Annotated in this window: 23 protein-coding genes, 1 tRNA gene and 1 riboswitch; of the genes, 10 read left to right on the forward strand and 14 right to left on the reverse strand. The window is 70.1% G+C overall.

Annotated features, from left to right (window positions below):
* Nucleotides 1-92 precede the first annotated feature (92 nt).
* Entirely contained in the window at nucleotides 93-1,421 is a 1,329-nt protein-coding gene (locus WJM95_RS11870; protein ID WP_339129561.1) for an SGNH/GDSL hydrolase family protein, read from the forward strand.
* A gap of 177 nt (nucleotides 1,422-1,598) precedes the next feature.
* On the opposite strand, the gene WJM95_RS11875 is transcribed toward WJM95_RS11870, so the two are convergent.
* The 4 genes from WJM95_RS11875 to WJM95_RS11890 all read right to left on the reverse strand — a co-directional run bounded on the left by WJM95_RS11875 (nucleotide 1,599) and on the right by WJM95_RS11890 (nucleotide 5,263).
* Nucleotides 1,599-2,468, reverse strand: a complete 870-nt coding sequence (locus WJM95_RS11875) for a DUF1707 domain-containing protein (RefSeq protein ID WP_339129562.1) — start codon at nucleotides 2,466-2,468, stop codon at nucleotides 1,599-1,601.
* A 63-nt stretch (nucleotides 2,469-2,531) separates the two neighbouring features.
* Complete coding sequence (locus WJM95_RS11880; RefSeq protein WP_339135493.1) at nucleotides 2,532-3,542, reverse strand: ABC transporter ATP-binding protein; 1,011 nt, start codon at nucleotides 3,540-3,542, stop codon at nucleotides 2,532-2,534.
* Between the two features lie 16 nt (nucleotides 3,543-3,558).
* Nucleotides 3,559-4,404 (reverse strand): ABC transporter permease, encoded by an 846-nt coding sequence (locus WJM95_RS11885; protein WP_339135495.1) that lies wholly within the window; start codon nucleotides 4,402-4,404, stop codon nucleotides 3,559-3,561.
* Between the two features lie 58 nt (nucleotides 4,405-4,462).
* On the reverse strand, nucleotides 4,463-5,263 hold the full coding sequence (locus tag WJM95_RS11890) for an ABC-2 family transporter protein (protein ID WP_339129563.1): 801 nt from the start codon (nucleotides 5,261-5,263) through the stop codon (nucleotides 4,463-4,465).
* A 196-nt stretch (nucleotides 5,264-5,459) separates the two neighbouring features.
* Between WJM95_RS11890 and WJM95_RS11895 the strand changes: the two genes are divergently transcribed.
* Nucleotides 5,460-7,916 (forward strand): transglycosylase domain-containing protein, encoded by a 2,457-nt coding sequence (locus WJM95_RS11895; RefSeq protein WP_339129564.1) that lies wholly within the window; start codon nucleotides 5,460-5,462, stop codon nucleotides 7,914-7,916.
* On the opposite strand, the gene bcp is transcribed toward WJM95_RS11895, so the two are convergent.
* Nucleotides 7,897-8,364: a thioredoxin-dependent thiol peroxidase gene (bcp, locus tag WJM95_RS11900; protein WP_037619171.1), complete on the reverse strand. Its 468-nt coding sequence runs from the start codon at nucleotides 8,362-8,364 to the stop codon at nucleotides 7,897-7,899. The two genes, WJM95_RS11895 and bcp, sit on opposite strands and share 20 nt — an antisense overlap.
* 134 nt (nucleotides 8,365-8,498) lie before the next feature.
* Here bcp and WJM95_RS11905 point away from each other — a divergent pair, with 134 nt between their 5' ends.
* The 5 genes from WJM95_RS11905 (at nucleotide 8,499) to WJM95_RS11925 (ending at nucleotide 10,959) form a co-directional block, all read left to right on the forward strand.
* Nucleotides 8,499-8,837, forward strand: a complete 339-nt coding sequence (locus WJM95_RS11905) for a DUF3618 domain-containing protein (protein ID WP_339129565.1) — start codon at nucleotides 8,499-8,501, stop codon at nucleotides 8,835-8,837.
* Nucleotides 8,838-8,934: 97 nt separating this feature from the next.
* Nucleotides 8,935-9,237 carry a co-chaperone GroES gene (locus WJM95_RS11910; RefSeq protein ID WP_103554526.1) on the forward strand — a complete coding sequence of 101 codons (303 nt, stop codon included), beginning with the start codon at nucleotides 8,935-8,937 and terminating at the stop codon, nucleotides 9,235-9,237.
* A 49-nt stretch (nucleotides 9,238-9,286) separates the two neighbouring features.
* Nucleotides 9,287-9,356, forward strand: a riboswitch (guanidine-III (ykkC-III) riboswitch).
* A 35-nt stretch (nucleotides 9,357-9,391) separates the two neighbouring features.
* A complete protein-coding gene (locus tag WJM95_RS11915; RefSeq protein ID WP_339129566.1) occupies nucleotides 9,392-9,712 on the forward strand; it encodes a multidrug efflux SMR transporter in 321 nt (106 codons plus the stop codon).
* Nucleotides 9,713-9,966: 254 nt separating this feature from the next.
* Nucleotides 9,967-10,842 (forward strand): HNH endonuclease, encoded by an 876-nt coding sequence (locus WJM95_RS11920; RefSeq protein WP_339129567.1) that lies wholly within the window; start codon nucleotides 9,967-9,969, stop codon nucleotides 10,840-10,842.
* A 29-nt stretch (nucleotides 10,843-10,871) separates the two neighbouring features.
* Nucleotides 10,872-10,959: transfer RNA gene (locus WJM95_RS11925), tRNA-Leu, on the forward strand.
* 48 nt (nucleotides 10,960-11,007) lie between these two features.
* Here WJM95_RS11925 and rdgB read toward each other — a convergent pair.
* From rdgB to WJM95_RS11945, 4 genes are all read right to left on the reverse strand, one after another.
* Complete coding sequence (rdgB, locus tag WJM95_RS11930) at nucleotides 11,008-11,610, reverse strand: RdgB/HAM1 family non-canonical purine NTP pyrophosphatase (RefSeq protein WP_339129568.1); 603 nt, start codon at nucleotides 11,608-11,610, stop codon at nucleotides 11,008-11,010.
* 265 nt (nucleotides 11,611-11,875) lie between these two features.
* Nucleotides 11,876-12,274, reverse strand: coding sequence for a hypothetical protein (locus tag WJM95_RS11935; protein WP_339129569.1), 399 nt, complete (start codon nucleotides 12,272-12,274; stop codon nucleotides 11,876-11,878).
* Between the two features lie 145 nt (nucleotides 12,275-12,419).
* A complete protein-coding gene (rph, locus tag WJM95_RS11940; protein ID WP_339129570.1) occupies nucleotides 12,420-13,166 on the reverse strand; it encodes a ribonuclease PH in 747 nt (248 codons plus the stop codon).
* Nucleotides 13,167-13,316: 150 nt separating this feature from the next.
* Complete coding sequence (locus WJM95_RS11945) at nucleotides 13,317-13,550, reverse strand: PTS glucose/sucrose transporter subunit IIB (protein ID WP_339129571.1); 234 nt, start codon at nucleotides 13,548-13,550, stop codon at nucleotides 13,317-13,319.
* A gap of 173 nt (nucleotides 13,551-13,723) precedes the next feature.
* Between WJM95_RS11945 and WJM95_RS11950 the strand changes: the two genes are divergently transcribed.
* Nucleotides 13,724-15,019 (forward strand): PTS transporter subunit EIIC, encoded by a 1,296-nt coding sequence (locus tag WJM95_RS11950; protein ID WP_339129572.1) that lies wholly within the window; start codon nucleotides 13,724-13,726, stop codon nucleotides 15,017-15,019.
* A 246-nt stretch (nucleotides 15,020-15,265) separates the two neighbouring features.
* Nucleotides 15,266-16,513: a PTS transporter subunit EIIC gene (locus tag WJM95_RS11955; RefSeq protein WP_339129573.1), complete on the forward strand. Its 1,248-nt coding sequence runs from the start codon at nucleotides 15,266-15,268 to the stop codon at nucleotides 16,511-16,513.
* Between the two features lie 68 nt (nucleotides 16,514-16,581).
* Here WJM95_RS11955 and WJM95_RS11960 read toward each other — a convergent pair whose 3' ends face one another.
* On the reverse strand, nucleotides 16,582-17,334 hold the full coding sequence (locus WJM95_RS11960) for an MBL fold metallo-hydrolase (RefSeq protein WP_339129574.1): 753 nt from the start codon (nucleotides 17,332-17,334) through the stop codon (nucleotides 16,582-16,584).
* A gap of 250 nt (nucleotides 17,335-17,584) precedes the next feature.
* On the opposite strand from WJM95_RS11960, the gene WJM95_RS11965 reads away from it, so the two are divergent.
* Nucleotides 17,585-18,052: a type II toxin-antitoxin system PemK/MazF family toxin gene (locus WJM95_RS11965; RefSeq protein ID WP_339129575.1), complete on the forward strand. Its 468-nt coding sequence runs from the start codon at nucleotides 17,585-17,587 to the stop codon at nucleotides 18,050-18,052.
* A gap of 121 nt (nucleotides 18,053-18,173) precedes the next feature.
* Here WJM95_RS11965 and WJM95_RS11970 read toward each other — a convergent pair whose 3' ends face one another.
* The 4 genes from WJM95_RS11970 to WJM95_RS11985 all read right to left on the reverse strand — a co-directional run bounded on the left by WJM95_RS11970 (nucleotide 18,174) and on the right by WJM95_RS11985 (nucleotide 20,139).
* Nucleotides 18,174-19,124, reverse strand: a complete 951-nt coding sequence (locus tag WJM95_RS11970; protein WP_339129576.1) for a cysteine synthase — start codon at nucleotides 19,122-19,124, stop codon at nucleotides 18,174-18,176.
* A 17-nt stretch (nucleotides 19,125-19,141) separates the two neighbouring features.
* A complete protein-coding gene (locus tag WJM95_RS11975) occupies nucleotides 19,142-19,420 on the reverse strand; it encodes a MoaD/ThiS family protein (RefSeq protein ID WP_339129577.1) in 279 nt (92 codons plus the stop codon).
* Nucleotides 19,421-19,535: 115 nt separating this feature from the next.
* Nucleotides 19,536-19,637 (reverse strand): putative leader peptide, encoded by a 102-nt coding sequence (locus WJM95_RS11980; RefSeq protein WP_339129578.1) that lies wholly within the window; start codon nucleotides 19,635-19,637, stop codon nucleotides 19,536-19,538.
* 79 nt (nucleotides 19,638-19,716) lie between these two features.
* Nucleotides 19,717-20,139 (reverse strand): M67 family metallopeptidase, encoded by a 423-nt coding sequence (locus WJM95_RS11985; RefSeq protein ID WP_339129579.1) that lies wholly within the window; start codon nucleotides 20,137-20,139, stop codon nucleotides 19,717-19,719.
* Nucleotides 20,140-20,180 lie beyond the last annotated feature (41 nt).

The raw sequence follows: 20,180 nt of genomic DNA on the forward strand, positions 1-20,180 counted from the left end.
GGGGGCGGGTCGGGGTCCTCCCGCCCCATGACGCATCATGGAGTGATCACTTCGGAGCCTCGGGCTCCCTCGTCCGAGGAGAAACGCACCGCATGACCAAGCGTCACGGTTATGCCCTGCTCGCCGCGGTCCTTGCCGTGGTCGTGGTCCTTTCCGCAGCCATATACGTCGGTGTCGCGGCCGACGACGGCCACACCGCCAAGGCCGCCGTCGCCAGTGGCCACACGTCGCACGACGCCGCACCCGCCTCCACCGGCACCTGGGTCGGTGCCTGGTCCGCCTCCCCGGCCGGAGCCGAACCCGGCACGGAGCCCGACGGGCTGGCGGGCCGCTCCGTGCGCAACGTCGTGCACACCGCCGCCGGGGGTACGAGTGCCCGTATCACGCTGTCCAATCTCTACGGACAGACCCCGCTGGTCATCACCCACGCCACGATCGCCGTCGCCGCGAGCGCGAACGACGCCGCCGCCGCGGCCGGCACCATGCGCCGCCTCACCTTCGACGGCGCCCTGACGGTCACGGTCCCGTCCGGCGGGCAGGTCATGAGCGACGCCGTGCGCGTGCGCATCCCGCACGGCGTGGACGTCCTCGTCACGACGTACTCCCCGACCCCGTCGGGCCCGGTCACCTACCACCCGCGCGCCCAGCAGATCTCGTACGTGGCCGAGGGCGACCGCACCGAGGACGCGAGCGCGGCCCCGTACACCGAACAGAGCCCGTACTGGCGCTATCTGACCGCGCTCGACGTACTCAGCGACGACGCCGTGGGCACCGTCGTCGTCCTCGGCGACTCGCTCACCGACGGCATCACCTCCACCGTGGGGGCCAACCGCCGCTGGACCGACGTCCTCTCGGAACGGCTGCGCGCCTCGGCCGGAACCGGTGCCACACCCCGCTACAGCGTCGTCAACCAGGGCATCAGCGGCAACCAGATCCTCGCCGCGGGCTCCGGCAGGCCCGCCGACAACCCCAGCGGACTGAGCCGGTTCGGACGGGACGTGCTCGACCGCACGAACGTCAAGGCCGTCGTCATCGACCTCGGCGTCAACGACATCCTGCGCAACCCGGACCAGGTCGACCCGCGTGCCGTGACCGACGGCCTGCGCGCCCTGGTGCGGCAGGCGCACGCCCGTGGACTGCGGGTCGTCGGCGCCACCCTGATGCCCTTCCAGGGCCACCGCGGATCCACCGACGCGCGGGAGGCCGTGCGCCAGGCCGTGAACGCGGAGATCCGGGCCGGGAAGGTGTACGACGCCTACGTGGACTTCGACGCCGCGCTGCGCGACCCGTACGACCCGCGCCGGCTGCGCCCCGCGTACGACTCGGGCGATCATCTGCACCCCAGCGACCTGGGCTTCCGGCGGATGGCCGAGGCGTTCGACCTGAAGGAGCTGAAGGGGTCGGTTCCGGCGGACCTGTGATCCGGCGACAGGCGGACCCGTGGGCCGGGGACAGGCGGACCTGACGTTCCGGCGACAAGCGGACCTGGCGTTCCGGCGACAGGCGGACCTTGACCCGGTGGCCGTCGGACCCGGGATCCGGCGGCCGGCGCTCGACCACCCCGTTCAGGTGTCAACACGCCACCGGAGGAACGCTGTTCAGTAGCCGCCGCGCCGCCGGTCGCGGTCCTCGCGGCGTTCGCGGTGCCGCTCCCTGCGCTCCTCGTGGCGCAGACGGCGCTCCTCATGGCGCTCACGGCGCTCCTCGTGGCGCTCGCGCATCAGGTCGCGGGCGTCGTCGAGCGCGTCGAACATGTCACCGAGGCCGTCGCCGCGCGAGCCCTGCAACTCCTTGCGGGCCTCACGGCGCTCCAGCTTCTCCTGGCGGCGCTCCTCCTTGAGCCGCTGGCGCTCGGCACGGGTCAGCTTGCGCTCGACGCCCACACCGCCCCAGAACGCGAAGCCCGTGACGACCACCCGGGGCGCGCCCGGGTCGCCCGGCCTGCCCTCCTCGCGGTGGTCGAAGCCGCCCATGATGCCGATACCGCGGACGACGACCTCGACCCCGGGCGGCACGATCACGTTCAACCCGCCCATGAACGCGACACAGTTGATGACGACCTCGCGGTCCGCGAAGTTGGCCTCGCGCAGGTCGATCTCCCCACCGCCCATGAAGGCGAAGGAGTTGAAGCGCCGCGGCACCGTCCAGCGGCCCTTGCGCTCGAAGCCGCCCAGGACCGCCACACCCCACGAGGACGAACCCTCGCCGCCGACGATGCGGGAACCCCAACTGCCGTCGTCCACGGGCTGCTTCACCATGGAGATCCGCGGAGAGGACGGCACCGCACCCGGCAGGTCGCGGGTGATCGGCGTCAACTCCCCATAGGTGCGGGCCGCGTACGTCGCCTCCAGCCGCTCCTCGAACTCCTCCATGTCGAGACGGCCCTCCGCGAGGGCGTCCCTCAGCTGCTCGGCGACTCGTTCACGATCGGCGTCGGAGGCACGCAGCTCCGGGAGTTCGTCGGTCATGGGCAGCAGCCTACGAGGTCCCCCGCTCGCCCGCTATCCGGCCCGCCCTCCCGGAATCCCCCTCTACGACACCGTCTTGCCCGCGTACATACGGCTGATGACCGCCTCGATGTCCGGCTCCCGCACCGAGAGGTCCACCAGCGGATAATCCGCCGCGATCCGCGCCACCAGCGGCGCCGCCGACGTCGAGGCCGGGAACGCCAGCCACTGGCGCGGCCCCTCCACCTTCACCACCCGCGCCGACTCCAGCTCGATCGGCGGCAGTTCGCGTTCCAGGTCCACGACCAGGGTGCGCTCGCTCTCCCCCACCTCGTGCAGCCCGCTCAGCGCCCCGTCGTACATCAGCCGCCCGTGGTCGATCACCATGACCCGCCGGCACAACTGCTCTATGTCGGTGAGGTCGTGCGTGGTCAGCAGGACGGTCGTGCCGCGTTCGGCGTTCAGGTCCCGCAGGAACTCCCGGACCCGCACCTTGCTGACCACGTCGAGCCCGATCGTCGGCTCGTCGAGATAGAGCACCTCCGGGTCGTGCAGCAGGGCCGCCGCGATGTCGCCGCGCATCCGCTGCCCCAGCGACAGCTGACGCACCGGCACGTCCAGCAGGGCGCCCAGTTCGAGGAGTTCGACACAGCGGTCGAGGTTCTCCCGGAACCGCGCGTCCGGTACCCGGTACATCCGGTGCATGAGCCGGTACGAGTCGATCAGCGGGAGGTCCCACCACAGCGTCGTGCGCTGCCCGAACACGACCCCGATCCGGCGCGCGACCCGGGTGCGCTCGCGGGACGGGTCGAGACCCGCGACCCGCAGCCGGCCCGCGGACGGGGTGAGGATGCCGGTGAGCATCTTGATCGTGGTCGACTTCCCGGCGCCGTTCGGGCCGATGTAGCCGACCATCTCCCCGCGTCCGACGGTGAACGAGATCGAGTCGACGGCCCGCACCTGACGCCGCTCGCTCCGCAGGAACCCCGTCCTCTTGCGCACGTCGAAGACCTTCTCGACCCCGTCGAGCTCGATGAACCCGCCCCCCGGCCCCGGGTCCCCGCCCGGACCCGCCGGATCCCTGTCTGCGGCGATGGTCACGACCGTTCTCCTAACTTCCCGTGCTCCGGTAGGCGCGCAGCCCCGCGCGCCAGGCGATCCCGGCCAGCGCGCAGCACAGCGCCGCCACGAGCGGAGGCGCGAACGCGACCCACACCGGCAGGTCGAGCGGATAGGGCCGCCCCAGCACGTACAGCGCGGGCAGCCAGTTGACGAAGGCGAGCGGGAGGACGAAGGTCACCCCGCGCAGCATGTCCTTGGCGAAGATGGTCGGGGGGTACTGAAGGAGCGTATTGCCGCCGTACGTGAAGGAGTTCTGCACCTCGGAGGCGTCCTGCGCGACGAACTGGAACGCCCCGCCCGCCACGAACACCGCCGAGAAGATCCCCGCGCCGCTCAGCAGCATCATCGGCATCATCAGCACCTTGAGCGGTGTCCAGTGGATGTCGAGGACGGCGAGGGCGTACCCGAGGACGAGCAGGCCCTGGGTGATCCGGCCGAGGCGGCGCAGCGCGAAACGGTCGGCGGCGACCTGCGCGAGCACCGGTACCGGGCGCACCAGCAGGGTGTCCAGCGTGCCGTCGCGCACCCGGCGCCCCAGCCGGTCCATCGAGCCGAGCGCGAGGTCCGCGAACCCGAACGCGACACCGGACACCCCGTAGAGCAGGGCGACCTCGGGCAGGCTGTAGCCGCCGAGCCGGTCGACCCGCGAGAACATCAGCAGGATCGCCGCGAAGTCGAGAGCGGTCGCCGCGAAGTTGCCGAAGGCCGTCATCGCGAAGGACGCCCGGTAGGCCATCGTGGAGCGGACCCACATCGCGCTGATCAACCGGTAGGCGCGCAGCCCGTCCCGCAGCCGCTCGTACCCGCCCTGCCGCTCGAAGGGGCGGAAGTCCACCGCCGGGACCGGCGCCTCACGAAGGGGCGCGGCCCGCGTCACCTTCTCCTCCACCGGGTCAGCCACCCTGGACCACCACCCTTCGCGTCGCCACCGACTGCACCAGCCGTCCGACGGCCAGCAGCCCGACCGCCCAGGCGGCCTGCACCGCGTACGTGCCCATTGGATCCGCCGTGCCGAGCAGGACGTCCACGGGCGCCTGGATCAGCGACGACCAGGGCAGCGCCCGTACGACCTCGCCGAGCGCGCCCGGGAACACGTTCAGCGGCAGCAGCATCCCCGAGCAGAAGATCCCCGCGATCGAGGTCAGCTGCGCCACCCCCGCCCCGTCGAGCAGCCAGAACGCCGACAGCGCCACCAAGAAGCGGATCGCGAACCCCACGACCACCCCGAGCGCGACCGCGACCAGGAAGGCGAGCCAGGTCAGCGGATCCGACGGCAGCGCCAGGTCGAAGACGAGCGCGCCGAACAGCAGCGGGACCACTCCGCGGCCCAGCAGATGGAACAGCGCCCGCCCCATGTCCTGGGCGAGCCACCACATCTGGAGATCGGCCGGACGGTACAGGTCGATCGCGATGTCACCCGTACGGATGCGTTCGATCAGTTCGTCCTCGAAGCCACCGCCCATCATCGCGACCACCATCAGCAGCCCCTGGCTGACCCAGACGTAGGTGAGCGCCTGTGCCTGGTCGTAGCCGCCGAGGTGCGGCTTGCTGTCCCACAGGGCCATGAACAGATACGCCAGGATCAGCCCGAACACGGTGTTGGTGAAGACACCCGCGGCGGTGGCGATCCGGTAGGTGGCATACCGCCGGAACCCGCTGCCCGCGACAGCCGCGTACAACCGCGCCGTGCCCACAACCCGTCCCTTTCCCCAGCGTTGAGCCAAAGCGCAGGAGCCTAGCCCCGGCCGGGCACGGGCCGCCAGGCATTTTCCGGCGCGACGCGTGCCGGATCGGGCAACGGAACACATGGTGCGAGAGTCTTCAATTGGGGCGCATCAGGCGTAAGAGGGCGTACGAGACAGTACGACGCGACACAGGAGTCCGGCGAACATGAGCGACGAGCCGCAGCAGCGCAGCCAGGGCTGGGCATCCAGGGAGCCGGGAGCACAACCGGGCAGCCCGGGCACGAAGCAGCAGCCGCGGCCCCGGCAGAAGCCCCCGGGCAAGGGGAAACAGCGGCCCAAGCGCACCGGCCTGCGCAGACTCGTCCCCACCTGGCGCATGCTCCTCGGCACGATCCTCGGCACGGCCCTGCTCCTGGCCGGCCTCTTCGCCCTCGGCTACTTCCTCGTCCGCATCCCCTCCGCGAACGCGGCGGCCGTCAAGCAGAGCAACGTCTTCCTGTACGCCGACGGCAGCCAGCTCGCCCGCGACGGCGACGTCAACCGCGAGAACGTCGCCCTGGAACACATCTCCAAGGTCGCCCAGCACGCCACCCTCGCCGCCGAGGACCGCGACTTCTACAGCGAGTCCGCCATCGACCCCAAGGCGATGATCCGCGCCGGCTGGAACACCGTCACCGGCAAGGGCCGCCAGTCCGGCTCGACCATCACCCAGCAGTACGTCAAGAACTACTACCTCGGCCAGGAACAGACCGTCACCCGGAAGGTCAAGGAGTTCTTCATCTCCGTCAAGCTCGACCGGGAGAAGAGCAAGGATGAGATCCTGGAGGGCTACCTCAACACCAGCTACTACGGCCGCAACGCCTACGGCATCCAGGCCGCCGCCCAGGCCTACTACGGCGTGAACGCCCGGGACCTCACCGTCGGCCAGGGCGCCTACCTCGCCGCCCTGCTCAACGCCCCCAGCGAGTACGACGTGATCGCCCACCCCGAGAACAGGGCCGGGGCCCTCGCCCGCTGGAACTACGTCCTCGACGGCATGGTCAAACAGAAGTGGCTGACCCGCGCCGCCCGCGCCCGGGTCGCCTTCCCCGAACCCCGGCAGGCCAAGGGATCGGCGGGCCTCTCGGGCCAGCGCGGCTATCTCGTCCAGGCCGTGACCGCCTATCTGACCTCCAACGGGATCCTCGACGAGGACACCCTGACCCGCGGCGGCTTCCGCATCACCACCACGCTCCAGAAGTCCAAGCAGGACGCCTTCGTACGGGCCGTGAACGACCAGCTCATGGACGGGCTCGACCGGAAGAACCGCAAGGTGGACACCTACGTCCGCGCCGGCGGCGTCGCCATCGACCCGTCCAGCGGCAAGGTCCTCGCGATGTACGGCGGCATCGACTACACCAAGCAGTACGTCAACAACGCCACCCGCCGCGACTACCAGGTCGGCTCCACCTTCAAGCCGTTCGTGTTCGCCTCGGCCGTCCAGAACGGCTCCGCGACCGAGGACGGCCGCCCCATCAACCCGAACACCGTCTACGACGGCACCGACCGGCGCCCCGTCCAGGGCTGGAACGGCGGCACCTACGCACCGGAGAACGAGGACGGCGAGTCGTACGGGGACATCTCCGTGCGCACCGCCACCGACAGGTCGGTCAACTCCGTGTACGCGCAGATGGCCGTCGACGTCGGGCCCGCGAACGTGGAGCGGACCGCCGTGGCCCTTGGCCTGCCCGCCGACACCCCCGACCTGACCGCCTCCCCCTCCATCGCGCTCGGCCCGGCCACCGCCAGCGTCCTCGACATGACGGAGGCCTACGCCACGCTCGCCAACCACGGCAGGCACGGCCCGTACACCCTCGTCGCGAAGATCACCAAGGACGGCTCCGAGAGCGTCAGGCTGCCGGCCCCGGACGGCGCGGCCGCCGACCGGCAGGCCGTGAGCCGCGAGGCCGCCGACACGACGACCTCCATGCTCCAGAGCGTCGTCGACGGCGGCACCGGACAGGCCGCCCAGAACGCGGGCAGGCCCGCCGCGGGCAAGACCGGCACGGCGGAGGAGGACACGGCCGCGTGGTTCGCGGGCTACACCCCCGACCTCGCCACCGTCGTCGCCGTGATGGGCCAGGACCCCGACACCGGCGCCCACAAGTCCCTGTACGGCGCGCTCGGGCTGGCCCGTGTCAACGGCGGGGGCCTTCCCGCGCAGATCTGGGCCCAGTTCACCCAGGACGCCCTGGACGGGAGCGACTACACGGACTTCGACCTCCAGCTCCAGCCGGGCGCCGAGGAACCGGACGACTCCGTGTACGACCCCGGCACCACGGACACCACCGGCGGCCAGGACAGCGGCGGCACCACCGACGGCACCCAGGGCGGGGCCAACGGCAGCAGGCCGGGCCCGTCGACCGGCCGGACCCCTGGCCGGGGTCCGGAGCGGAGTCCCGAGCGGGGAGGGTCCCACGACCGGACCGGCGGCACCGGCGGCACCGGCACGTCCCGTGGCACCGGCGCCTCCGGAGGCTCGACCGGCACCACGGGGGGCACGCGCCCCGGCGGTCCTCACACCGGCACGCGCACCGGTGGCACCACCACGGGCGGCGGCACCGCCGGATCCACCGGCGGCACCAGGAAGGGCACCGCCGCGGTCAGATCCCCAGGTCCTTGATGATCTTCGCCACGTGCCCGGTCGCCTTCACGTTGTACAGCGCCCGCTCGACCTTGCCCTCCTCGTCCACCACCACCGTGGACCGGATGACACCGACGACCGTCTTGCCGTACAGCTTCTTCTCGCCGAAGGCCCCGTACGCCTCCAGGACCGTCTTGTCGGGATCGCCGACCAGCGTGACCTTCAAGGACTCCTTCTCACGGAACTTGGCCAGCTTCTCGGGCTTGTCCGGGGAGACACCGATCACGTCGTACCCCGCGCCCGCCAGCAGGTCGAGGTTGTCCGTGAAGTCGCAGGCCTGCTTCGTGCAGCCGGGCGTGAGGGCGGCCGGGTAGAAGTAGACGATGACCTTGCGGCCCTTGTGGTCGGCCAGGGAGACCTCGTTGCCGTCGGCGTCGGGCAGGGTGAAGGCGGGGGCGGTGTCGCCGGGCTGAAGTCGCTCGCTCATCGGAACCTCACGTGGCCGGGGGGATGGAATGGATACGGAACGAGCGTAATGGGGGGTGCCGAGGGGTGCGGTCCGGTACGAACTGACAGACTGTCCGAATCAGGGAGTCACTACACGACCACGGAGGCAGCGCGGTGTCGGATACGTCGAGAACGCCGGATACCAGGACTCCGGCGCAGATCGAGGCGGACATCAAGCACCGCCGCACAACGCTCGCCGACACGCTCGACGAGATCGGCGTACGGGTGCACCCGAAGACGATCGTCGGGGACGCCAAGGCCAAGGTCGCCTCGAACATCGACCACACACTGGGGCGCGCCTACGTCGGCGTCAACCGTGTCGTCGGCGACGTGAAGGGCCAGTTCGTCACGGAGGACGGCGCGCCCCGGCTGGAGCGCATCGTGCCGGCGGCCCTCGTCGCGGTGGGGCTCGTCGGGCTGCTCGTGATGGGGACGCGGCGGCGCAAGGGCTGACCCGCCCGCGTACGAAACCGGACGGGACAGGTAGGTTCAGGGCGTGAGCGCCAACCGTGAAACGCACAGCACCCATGACGACAAGCTGCCCATCCGGATGCTGCACGACCGCGTGCTGGTACGGCAGGACGCCGCCGAGGGCGAGCGGCGCTCCGGCGGCGGCATCCTGATCCCCGCGACGGCGGCCGTCGGCCGCCGGCTCGCCTGGGCCGACGTCGTCGCCGTCGGCCAGAACGTCCGTACGGTGGAGCCGGGCGACCGGGTCCTGTACGACCCGGAGGACCGGGCCGAGGTCGAGGTCCGCGGGATCGCCTACGTGCTGATGCGCGAACGGGACCTGCACGCCGTGGCCGCGGACCGCTTCGAGGGCTCCGAGGACTCGACCGGCCTGTATTTGTAGGGCGTAAGCACGCCGAAGGGGCTGGTGACCATGGTCACCGGCCCCTTTCGCCATTCCTTGCTACGGTGGAGGGACCCCGACGAGACGCGCCGTACCGGGCCTGGCAAAGACGACGCAGCCCTTGTTCAGCCGTCGTCTCCCGGAGGTGCCTCCCATGGCCTGGTTCCTGCTGATCATCGCCGGACTGCTCGAAGTCGGCTGGTCGATCGGGATGAAGTACACCGACGGGTTCGCGCGCCCGGTCCCCAGCGTGCTGACGGGCGCGGGCATCGTGGCGAGCATGCTGCTCCTGTCCTACGCGGCCAGGTCGCTGCCCATCGGCACGGCCTACGGCGTCTGGGTCGGCATCGGCGCCGCGGGCGCGGCCGTCCTCGGCATGACCCTCCTGGGCGAACCGGCCACAGCGGCCCGCATCTTCTTCATCTGCCTCCTCCTGGCATCGGTAGTGGGCCTGAAGGCAACATCGGGCCACTGATCCCCTCTCCGGGCGTGACTGTCCGATAACCGGTTCGTTAGCCCGTACGAGACCGCGAACGTGCGGTCGAGCCGAAGGGGGACACGGACGTGCGGAGCACAGGTGGACCGGCGGCGCGGGCCGTCCCACGGCAGGTGGCGCCGGACGCGGACCCGTACCGCAGGGAACGCCTCGCACCGGTCGTCGCCTCGGCACGCAACTGGACCGATCTGATGCGGCGGCTCGGCCTGAGGCCGAGTGGAGGGCAGCGCCGCGTGCTCCAGGAGAAGGTGGCGAGCCACGGCCTCGACACGCATCACTTCGTCAAGCGCAGCCCGTGGCACAAGTACCCGGATGCCGCCATCGCCGAGGCCGCCGCCGCGTCGTCTTCGCTGCGCGAAGTGGCACTGAAACTGGGGGCCACCCCGGCCACGGGAACGCTGTCCCACATCCGCCGCCGCATCGGCGCGGCAGGAATCGACATCAGCCACTTCCCGGGCATGGACCGGCCCGAGTCGGACCTGCCCTTCACCCCGGAGGAGTTGAGGGCGGCCGCGGCTGCGGCCACGAGCGTGCGGGGCGTGGCCCGCGCACTGGGCGTTCCTGACGACGGCCGCTCGCGTGCGACGCTGAGCCGCATGCTGGCGGCCCATCACGTCGACGTCGGGCACTTCTCCCACCGGCGCACATCGATCGCCGATGACACGTTGCGTGATGCCGTGCAGAGCTCCACCAGCTATGCCGACGTGATGCGCCGTCTCGGCATGGACGTCAACGACACCAATCACCGGCGCGTGCGGCGCGCGGCATCCCGCCTCGGCCTCGACGCCAGCCACTTCAAGCGCCGGGCTTGGGGGCGGCCGGAGCCCCCTGAACCTTCAGCAATGGCGCACCGGGTACTGGTCGTTCTGCCGGACCAAACCGGTCGAACCAACAGAGCCCGGCTCCACCGCGCCCTGAGCGAGGTAGGCGTGCCCTACACATGCACGGGGTGCGGCAACGCCGGTACGTGGATGGGCCGCCCGATGACCTTGCAAATCGACCACGTCAGCGGGGACTGGCGGGACAACCGCAGGGAGAATCTGCGGTATCTGTGCCCCAACTGTCACGCGATCACAAGCACCTGGTGCAGGGGAGGCAGAACACCGTGAGCGACTCCCGATACGATGGCAGGCGACTGGCGGCGGTGGCGCAACGGCTGACGCAGCAGACTTAGGATCTGTGGCCCGTGAAACGGCTTGAGGGTTCGAATCCCTTCCGCCGCACCACGAACGGCCTGCGAATCGACGGATACGCAGGTCGTTCGTTGTGTGCGCTCAGCCCAGCAGTTCCCTGACCACCGGTACCAGTGCCCGGAATGCCTTGCCCCTGTGGCTGATTGCGTTCTTTTCTGCTGGTGTCAGTTCCGCGCAGGTTCGGGTGTCGCCCTCCGGCTGGAGGATCGGGTCGTAGCCGAAGCCGTTCGTGCCGGCGGGCGTGTGGCGGAGGGTGCCGAGGAGTTGGCCCTCGACCACGCGTTCCGTGCCGTCCGGCAGGGCGAGCGCCGCTGCGCAGGCGAAGTGGGCGCCCCGGTGGGGAGCGTCGATGTCGGAGAGCTGGGCGAGGAGCAGGTCCAGGTTGGCCTGGTCGTCGCCGTGGCGGCCTGCCCAGCGGGCGGAGAAGATGCCGGGGGCGCCGTTCAGGACGTCGACGCACAGACCCGAGTCGTCGGCGACGGCGGGCAGGCCGGTGGCCTGGGCGAGGGCGTGGGCCTTCAGCAGGGCGTTCTCGGCGAAGGTGACGCCGGTTTCCTTGACGTCGGGGATGTCCGGGTAGGCGTCCGCGCCGACGAGGTCATGGGTGAGCCCTGCGTCGGCGAGGATCGCCTTCAACTCGGTGAGCTTTCCTGCATTGCGGGTGGCGAGGATCAGGCGGGTCATGCCCGCCAGTATCGCCGAGCCGCCCCCTTGAGCCGGTCCCAGGTCACCCCTTGAGCCGGTCCCAGGTCACCCCTGAGGCGGTCTCAGGTCGCCCCGGACACCCGGTCCGATCCCGGTCCCGGCCCATGCCCCGGCCCGCGGCCCGTCTGCGCCCGGGTCCCGGCCCACGCCCAGTCCGCCGCCACTGCCGGTCCCGGCCCGGACAGCCCGATGCCGCCTCCGGTCCCGGCCGGAACAGCCCGATGCCGCCGGTCCAGGCGGAGTTCTACGGTGTGCACACCTTCGTCAGTTCGCCCGCCGCTGCCGTGACGGGGCTGATGTCGGGGGTCGTGTCGCCGTTCTTGACGGCCGTTCGGACGTTCGCGACGGCCTTGTTCAAGTGGTCGACCGCCTTGTTGACGTCGGCGTTGTCGGTCTTGTCGCCGATCTTGTCGAGGTTGTTCTCGATGGCGTTGAGGGACGCGTCGGTCTGCGACGGGTCGTTCGCGGCGTTCTCGACGGCCTGCTGGAGCGCGGTGACGCTGTCGGCTATCGAGTCGGCGGTCTGCACGCAGTCGAGCGCCTTGCCGACCGCGTCGCATCCGACGGCCGCCGGCAGGGCGACGAGTGCGGCGACGACGGCGAGTGCGGCGGTACGGCGGCGGTTGCGGTGGCGCGCGGCCATGGAACGGTCCCTCCCCGTGGGCATGGTGTGGTCCGGCCACATAGGGGGACCGGACCGGTCCGCTGTGCGGTCGGCCCGGTCCACCCACAGGGGCCGGCGGGCGAACGGCTGGACCGTACGCCCGTACCCATAAGAACGCGAAGGGTTAACCCGCGGTTGCCTCGCGGGTCTCTTCGAGTACCGCGCGCTGGATGGCGGCGAGTTCGTCGCAGCCCGCGACGGCGAGGTCGAGCAGGGCGTTGAGTTCCTTGCGGTCGAAGGGCTCGGCCTCGGCGGTGCCCTGGACCTCGACGAAGCGGCCGTCGCCGGTGCACACGACGTTCATGTCGGTGTCGGCCCTGACGTCCTCCTCGTAGCAGAGGTCGAGGAGGGGGACGCCGCCGACGATCCCGACGGAGACGGCGGAGACGGTGCCGGTGAGCGGCTTGCGGCCGGCCCGGACGAGCTTCTTGCCCTGGGCCCAGGTGACGGCGTCGGCGAGGGCGACGTACGCGCCGGTGATGGCGGCGGTGCGGGTACCGCCGTCGGCCTGGAGGACGTCGCAGTCGAGGACGATCGTGTTCTCGCCGAGGGCCTTGAAGTCGATGACGGCGCGCAGGGAGCGGCCGATGAGGCGGCTGATCTCGTGGGTGCGGCCGCCGATCTTGCCGCGGACGGACTCGCGGTCGCCGCGGGTGTTGGTGGCGCGCGGGAGCATGGAATATTCGGCGGTGACCCAGCCTTCGCCGCTGCCCTTGCGCCAGCGCGGGACGCCTTCGGTGACGGAGGCCGTGCAGAAGACCTTCGTGTCGCCGAAGGAGACGAGGACGGAGCCCTCGGCGTGCTTGCTCCAGCCGCGCTGGATGGTGATGGGGCGCAGCTGTTCGGGGGTGCGACCGTCGATTCGAGACATGGTGTCGAGCCTATCCGCACAGGCGTGAGGGGCTGTCCGCCGGTGGCGGAAACAGCCCCTCACGGGTGAGCGGGACCTCCTGGAGCGGTGGGCGGCGCGTGGCGCGCGCGGGTGGCTTCGGTGGTCCTGGTCGCTCGGGTCAGTGCGTGCTCACATCAGGTCTTCGATGTCGGCGGCGATGGGGTCGGCGTCCGTGCCGATGACGACCTGGATGGCGTTGCCCATCTTGACGACGCCGTGGGCGCCGGCGGCCTTCAGGGCGGCCTCGTCGACGAGTGAGGGGTCCTTGACCTCGGTGCGCAGGCGCGTGATGCAGCCTTCGACCTCTTCGATGTTGTCGATGCCGCCGAGCCCGGCGACGATCTTCTCAGCCTTGGTGGCCATGTCCTACTCCCTGATCAGAACCGCTTTGTCGCAGTAACCCACAGTTGGCCCATCTTCGCGAGCGGTCATGTCGTCGGTGCCGAAGGATGGCGATCACGACAGAGCGACCCGTCGTCAACTGGTCTACACCAGTCAGCGGGTAGTCGCCAAACCGGCCCGCCCGGAGGACGCCCATGAGTGCCGTAAGTGATGTTTCGCCCGCACGCGCCCGCTGGAACACGGCCTTCCAGGGGCTTCAGAAGATGGGCCGCAGTCTTCAGCTGCCGATCGCGGTGCTGCCGGCGGCGGGCATCCTCAACCGGCTCGGCCAGCCGGACGTGTTCGGGGACGAGGGCCTCGGATGGAACAGACTCTCCAAGGTGATGGTGGGCGCGGGCGGCGCCCTGCTCGACGGCTCGCTCGGACTGCCCCTGCTGTTCTGCATCGGCGTGTCGATCGGCATGGCGAAGAAGGCGGACGGCTCGACGGCGCTCGCGGCGGTGGCGGGCTTCCTCGTCTACTACGGCGTGCTGCACCAGTTCCCCGAGGGCTGTCCGGGCGGTTCGAAGGCCATTCCGGGCATCGGCTGTCAGATCACCGAGACGGGCGGCGGCGTGACGGCGTTCACCTTCCAGAACCCCGGCGTGTTCGGCGGCATCATCATGGGTCTGCTGGCGGCCTGGTTCTGGGCCCGTTTCCACCGTACGAGGCTGGTGGACTGGCTCGGCTTCTTCAACGGCCGCCGCCTGGTGCCGATCCTGATGTCGTTCGTGGCGATCGGGTTCGCGGCGCTGTGCCTGTGGGTGTGGCCGCCGATCGGTGACGGCCTGGAGAGTTTCAGCGACTGGCTGCACCACGCGGGCTCGTGGGGCGCGGGCGTGTTCGGTCTCGCGAACCGGGCTCTGCTGGTGATCGGTCTGCACCAGTTCCTGAACGTGCCCATCTGGTTCCAGTTCGGCAGCTACACCAAGCCGGACGGCACGGTGGTGCACGGCGACATCAACATGTTCCTGGCGGGTGACCCCAACGCGGGGCAGTTCCTGACGGGCTTCTTCCCGATCATGATGTTCGCGCTGCCGGCGGCGGCGCTGGCGATGACGCACTGCGCGAAGCCGCACCGGCGCAAGGAGGTGGGCGGCCTGATGCTCTCGGTGGCGCTGACGTCGTTCGTCACGGGCATCACCGAGCCGATCGAGTACTCGTTCCTGTTCATCGCGCCGCTGCTGTACGCGGTGCACGCGGTGCTCACGGGTGTGTCGATGGCGGTGAGCTGGGCGCTGGGTGTGCACGACGGTTTCAGTTTCTCGGCAGGTCTGATCGACTACGTCATCAACTGGAACCTGGCGACCAAGCCCTGGCTGATCATCCCGATCGGCCTGTGTTTCGCCGTCGTCTACTACGTCATCTTCCGGTTCGCGATCACGAAGTTCGATCTGAAGACCCCGGGGCGGGAGCCGGACGAGGAGGTCGAGGACACCACGAAGGCGTAGACCTCCGCGCGAACCGTGTGGCGCGCGCACGACGAAGGCCCCCCGACCCACCGGTCCGGGGGCCTTCCGCATGACCGGAACCGGTTATTCCTGTTATGGCCGAGGCCACAAAATTCGCACCTTCCTTATCCGGCCTTCACCGTGCTAGAAACAGGTCTACACCACTGGTGGTGTAGACCACATGGTCGCTGCCGAACTCTGTCGTACCTTCCCGTCCCCCGGCAGCGCCCAGCGCATGGAGGAACTATGAGCACCGCCACCGTCTCGGCGGCACCCGCGAAGAAGCGGGGATCCGGCCTGTTCCAGGGCCTGCAAAAGGTCGGCCGCAGCCTACAGCTGCCGATCGCCGTGCTTCCGGCGGCGGGCATCCTGCTGCGTCTGGGAGTACCGGACATCGCGCAGAAGCTGCACCTGCCCGACAAGGTCACGGAGGTGTTCGCCACCGCCGGCGGCGCGATCTTCGACAACCTGCCGATGCTGTTCTGCATCGGTGTCGCGATCGGCTTCGCCAAGAAGGCGGACGGCTCCACCGCGCTCGCGGCCCTGGTCGGCTTCCTGGTCTACAGCAACGTGCTCAAGGCCTTCCCGGTCACCGAGGCGAAGATCCAGAAGGGCGCCGACATAGCGGCGACCTACAACAACCCCGGTGTCCTCGGCGGCATCATCATGGGTCTGCTCTCCGCCGTGCTGTGGCAGCGCTACCACCGCAAGAAGCTGGTGGACTGGCTCGGCTTCTTCAACGGCCGCCGTCTGGTGCCGATCATCATGGCGTTCGTCGGCACGGCCATGGGTGTCTTCTTCGGTCTGGTCTGGGAGCCGATCGGTACCGGCATCTCCCACTTCGGCGAGTGGATCACCGGTCTCGGCACGGTCGGCGCGGGCCTGTTCGGTCTCATCAACCGCGCGCTCATCCCGGTCGGCATGCACCAGTTCGTGAACGCCGTGTCCTGGTTCCAGATCGGCGACTTCAAGAACTCCGCGGGCGTGGTCGTCCACGGTGACCTCAACCGGTTCTTCGCCGGTGACCCGAGCGCCGGAATGTTCATGTCGGGCTTCTTCCCGATCATGATGTTCGGTCTGCCGGCCGCCGCGATCGCCATCGCGCACTCCGCCCGCCCCGAGCGCCGCAAGGCCGTGATGGGCATGATGATCTCGCTGGCGCTGACCTCGTTCGTGACGGGTGTGACCGAGCCGATCGAGTTCTCGTTCATGTTCATCGCGCCGCTCCTCTACGCGATCCACGCGGTGCTGACCGCCCTGTCCCTCGCGGTCACCTGGGCGCTCGGTGTCCACGCGGGCTTCACGTTCTCCGCGGGCTTCATCGACTACGCGCTGAACTGGAACCTGGCCACCAAGCCCTGGCTGATCATTCCGATCGGCCTGGTGTTCGGCGCGATCTACTACGTGGTCTTCCGCTTCGCGATCACCAAGTTCAACCTCCCCACCCCGGGCCGTGAGCCCGAGGAGGAGCTCGAGGACCTCACCAAGGCGTGAGCCGTCCCGACATCGCCGAAGGCCCCCGGAACCGTCTGGTTCCGGGGGCCTTCGCGCACGCGGGGGCGTCAGATCTCGTACGCCGCCCCGGGCACCGCCAGGTCCACCGGGCCCCGGTACGCCGAACGGGCGTCCCTCAGGTTGGTGTCGGCGTCCGTCCACGGGGGGATGTGGGTCAGGACCAGGCGGCGGGCGCCCGCCCGGGCCGCGGTCTCGCCTGCCTCCAGGCCGTTGAGGTGGAGGCCGGGGATGTTCTCCTTGCCGTGGGTGAACGCGGCCTCGCACAGGAACAGGTCCGTGTCGCGGGCGAGTTCGTCCAGGGCCTCGGTCACCCCGGTGTCGCCGGAGTACGTCAACGACCGTCCGCCGTGCTCCACCCGGATGCCGTACGCCTCCACCGGGTGCGCCACCCGTTCGGTGTGCACGGTGAAGGGGCCGATCTCGAACGTGGACGGCTTGACCGTGTGGAAGTCGAAGACCTCGCTCATCGAGGACGCGGACGGCGTGTCGGCGTAGGCCGTGGTCAGGCGGTGCTCGGTTCCCTCGGGTCCGTGGACGGGGAGCGGGGCGCAGCGGCCGCCGTCGTGCCGGTAGTAGCGCGCGACGAAGTAGGCGCACATGTCGATGCAGTGGTCGGCGTGCAGATGACTCAGGAAGATCGCGTCGAGGTCGTAGAGACCGCAGTGGCGCTGCAACTCGCCCAGGGCACCGTTGCCCATGTCGAGGAGCAGCCGGAAGCCGTCGGCCTCTACGAGGTAGCTCGAGCAGGCCGATTCCGCGGACGGGAACGACCCCGAGCAGCCGACGACGGTGAGCTTCATAAAGCAGAAACCTCCGCTGGCGGGTAACAGCTGGAAAGGGGGAGACGGGGGTCGTGCGGTCCGTCGAGCGTAAGGCGCAAAAGGGCCGGTCGCTCCTCCGCCAGGGGCTGTTGTGGGCGAACTCACCTGTGCTGTCACCGGTTCGGATGGACCTGCGGGGTGGCGTTTGGATCAGTTCGGACAGCCTTCCGGAAATGCCGGGGTGTCACAGGGCGGGCGGCGGTACGCGCGCGCCGGTACCTTCTTTGCTGTGGACACGTCCTGGTGGCTCGCGTTGGCGGCGGTGGTTCTGCTCGCGCTGGTCGCGACGCTGGTGGACGGCTGGGGGCGCCGCGGGCGCCGGCCGGCCGGGCGGACGCGTCCGCCGGGCCGGGGACCGCGCCGGGGCGGAGCCGGGCGCGGCGGGCCGTCGCCGCGGGCGGCGGAGATCTGGTGGGCGAACGTCCCGTACGAGGACGGGCCGGGGGCCAAGGACCGGCCGTGTCTGGTGCTGGTGGTGCGCGGGAAGCGGGTGACCGTCGCGAAGATCACCAGCAAGTACCACGACGAGCGGCCCGGGGTGATTCCGCTGCCTCCGGGAGCGGTGGGGGACGCCCAGGGGCGGCCGAGTTTCCTGGAGACGGACGAGCTGCGCGAGGTGCCGGTCGGTGACTTCCGGCGGCGGGTGGGTGTGGTGGACCCGGTCCTGTGGGACCAGGTCCGCTATCTGGCCCGCTGATCCGCGCCCAGGGGCCGGCTGTCCGGCCCGCTGAGCCGCTCCCGGCGGGGGCCGACGGAAACGCCGAGGGGCGCGGGAACCGTCGACCGGTCCGCGCGCCCCTCGGTGAATCCGTGTGCGGCTAGGCCCAGAGCTGGCCCTGGAGTGTCTCGATGGCTTCTTCCGTCGTGGCCGCGGTGTAGACGCCCGTCGACAGGTACTTCCAGCCGCCGTCGGCGACCACGAAGGCGATGTCGGCGGTCTCTCCGGCCTTGACGGCCTTGTTGCCGACGCCGATCGCGGCGTGCAGCGCGGCTCCGGTGGAGACGCCCGCGAAGATGCCCTCCTGCTGGAGGAGTTCCCGGGTGCGGGTGACCGCGTCCGCCGAGCCGACGGAGAAGCGGGTGGTGAGGACGGAGGCGTCGTACAGCTCCGGTACGAAGCCCTCGTCGAGGTTGCGCAGGCCGTACACGAGATCGTCGTAGCGCGGCTCGGCGGCGACGATCCTGACGTCCGGCTTGTGCTCGCGCAGGTAGCGGCCGACGCCCATGAGGGTGCCGGTGGTGCCGAGGCCCGCCACGAAGTGGGTGATGGACGGGAGGTCGGCGAGGATCTCCGGGCCCGTCGTGGCGTAGTGGGCGCCGGCGTTGTCCGGGTTGCCGTACTGGTAGAGCATCACCCAGTCCGGGTGCTGGGCGGAGAGTTCCTTGGCGACGCGCACGGCGGTGTTGGAACCGCCGGCGGCCGGGCTGGGGATGATCTCGGCGCCCCACATGCCGAGCAGGTCACGGCGTTCCTGCGAGGTGTTCTCGGGCATCACGCAGACCATGCGGTAGCCCTTGAGCTTCGCCGCCATGGCCAGGGAGATGCCGGTGTTGCCGCTGGTGGGCTCCAGGATCGTGCAGCCCGGAGTGAGCCTGCCGTCCTTCTCCGCCTGCTCGATCATGTGGAGGGCCGGCCGGTCCTTGACGGAGCCGGTCGGGTTGCGGTCCTCCAGTTTCGCCCAGATACGGACGTCCGCGGACGGCGACAGACGCGGCAGGCGCACCAGAGGGGTGTTGCCCACCGCGGCGAGCGGGGAGTCGTAGCGCATCGGAGACCAGGGTCCGATCAGGCCATGCCGCCGGCCACGGCCGGCAGGATGGTGACGTTGTCGCCGTCGGTCAGCTTGGTGTTGATGCCGTCGAGGAAGCGGACGTCCTCGTCGTTGAGGTAGACGTTGACGAAGCGGCGCAGCTCGCCGCCGTCCACGATCCGGGCCCGGATGCCCGCGTGGCGGGTGTCGAGGTCGGTGAACAGCTCGGCGAGGGTCGCCCCGCCGCCCTGGACGGCCTTCTCGCCGTCGGTGTAGGTGCGGAGGATGGTGGGGATGCGGACCTCGATGGCCATGGTTGCGTGCTCCTGTCGGAAGGTGTGTCAGGTCGGAAGACGCGCGGCAGCGCGGGCGGGGAAGGGGTACGCGGGTTGCGGAGCCGCGGCTCTCCGGCCGTACGACGGCGGCAGGTCAGTGCGTACAGATGGCGCTCTGCAACCTACAGAGGTCGACGTGCAGCCGCGCCACGAGCAGCATGCCCGGCGTCTTGTCGCTCACGTCGTTCAGAACCATGGGCTCATCGTATCGATTCCCGGTACGGGCCCCGGAGTGTGATCTCGCATTCCGGACGCTTTTCGGCCGATGGGTGAGATCAGTAGTTCTCCACGACCTTGACCTCCTCCTCCGTGACCTCGCCGTCCACGATCCGGTAGGAGCGGAACTGGAAGGGGCCCGCGTCGTCGGTGTCCGCCGTGGAGACCAGGACGTAGTGCGCTTCGGGCTCGTTCGCGTAGGCGAGGTCGGTGCGGGAGGGGTAGGCCTCGGTCGCGGTGTGCGAGTGGTAGATGACGACCGGCTCCTCGTCGCGGTCGTCCATCTCGCGGTAGAGCTTGAGCAGGTCGCCGGAGTCGAACTCGTAGAACGTGGGCGAGCGGGCCGCGTTGAGCATCGGGATGAAGCGCTCGGGGCGGCCGGTGCCGGCGGGCCCGGCGACGACTCCGCACGCCTCGTCGGGGTGGTCCTGGCGCGCGTGGGCGACGATCTGGTCGAACAGGGCCTCGGTAATGGTCAGCATGCTGGTCAGGATAGACAGAAGGGCCGTCCCGTACCGAGGAG

It is taken from the genome of Streptomyces sp. f51 (assembly GCF_037940415.1).
Taxonomy (GTDB): Bacteria; Actinomycetota; Actinomycetes; order Streptomycetales; family Streptomycetaceae; genus Streptomyces.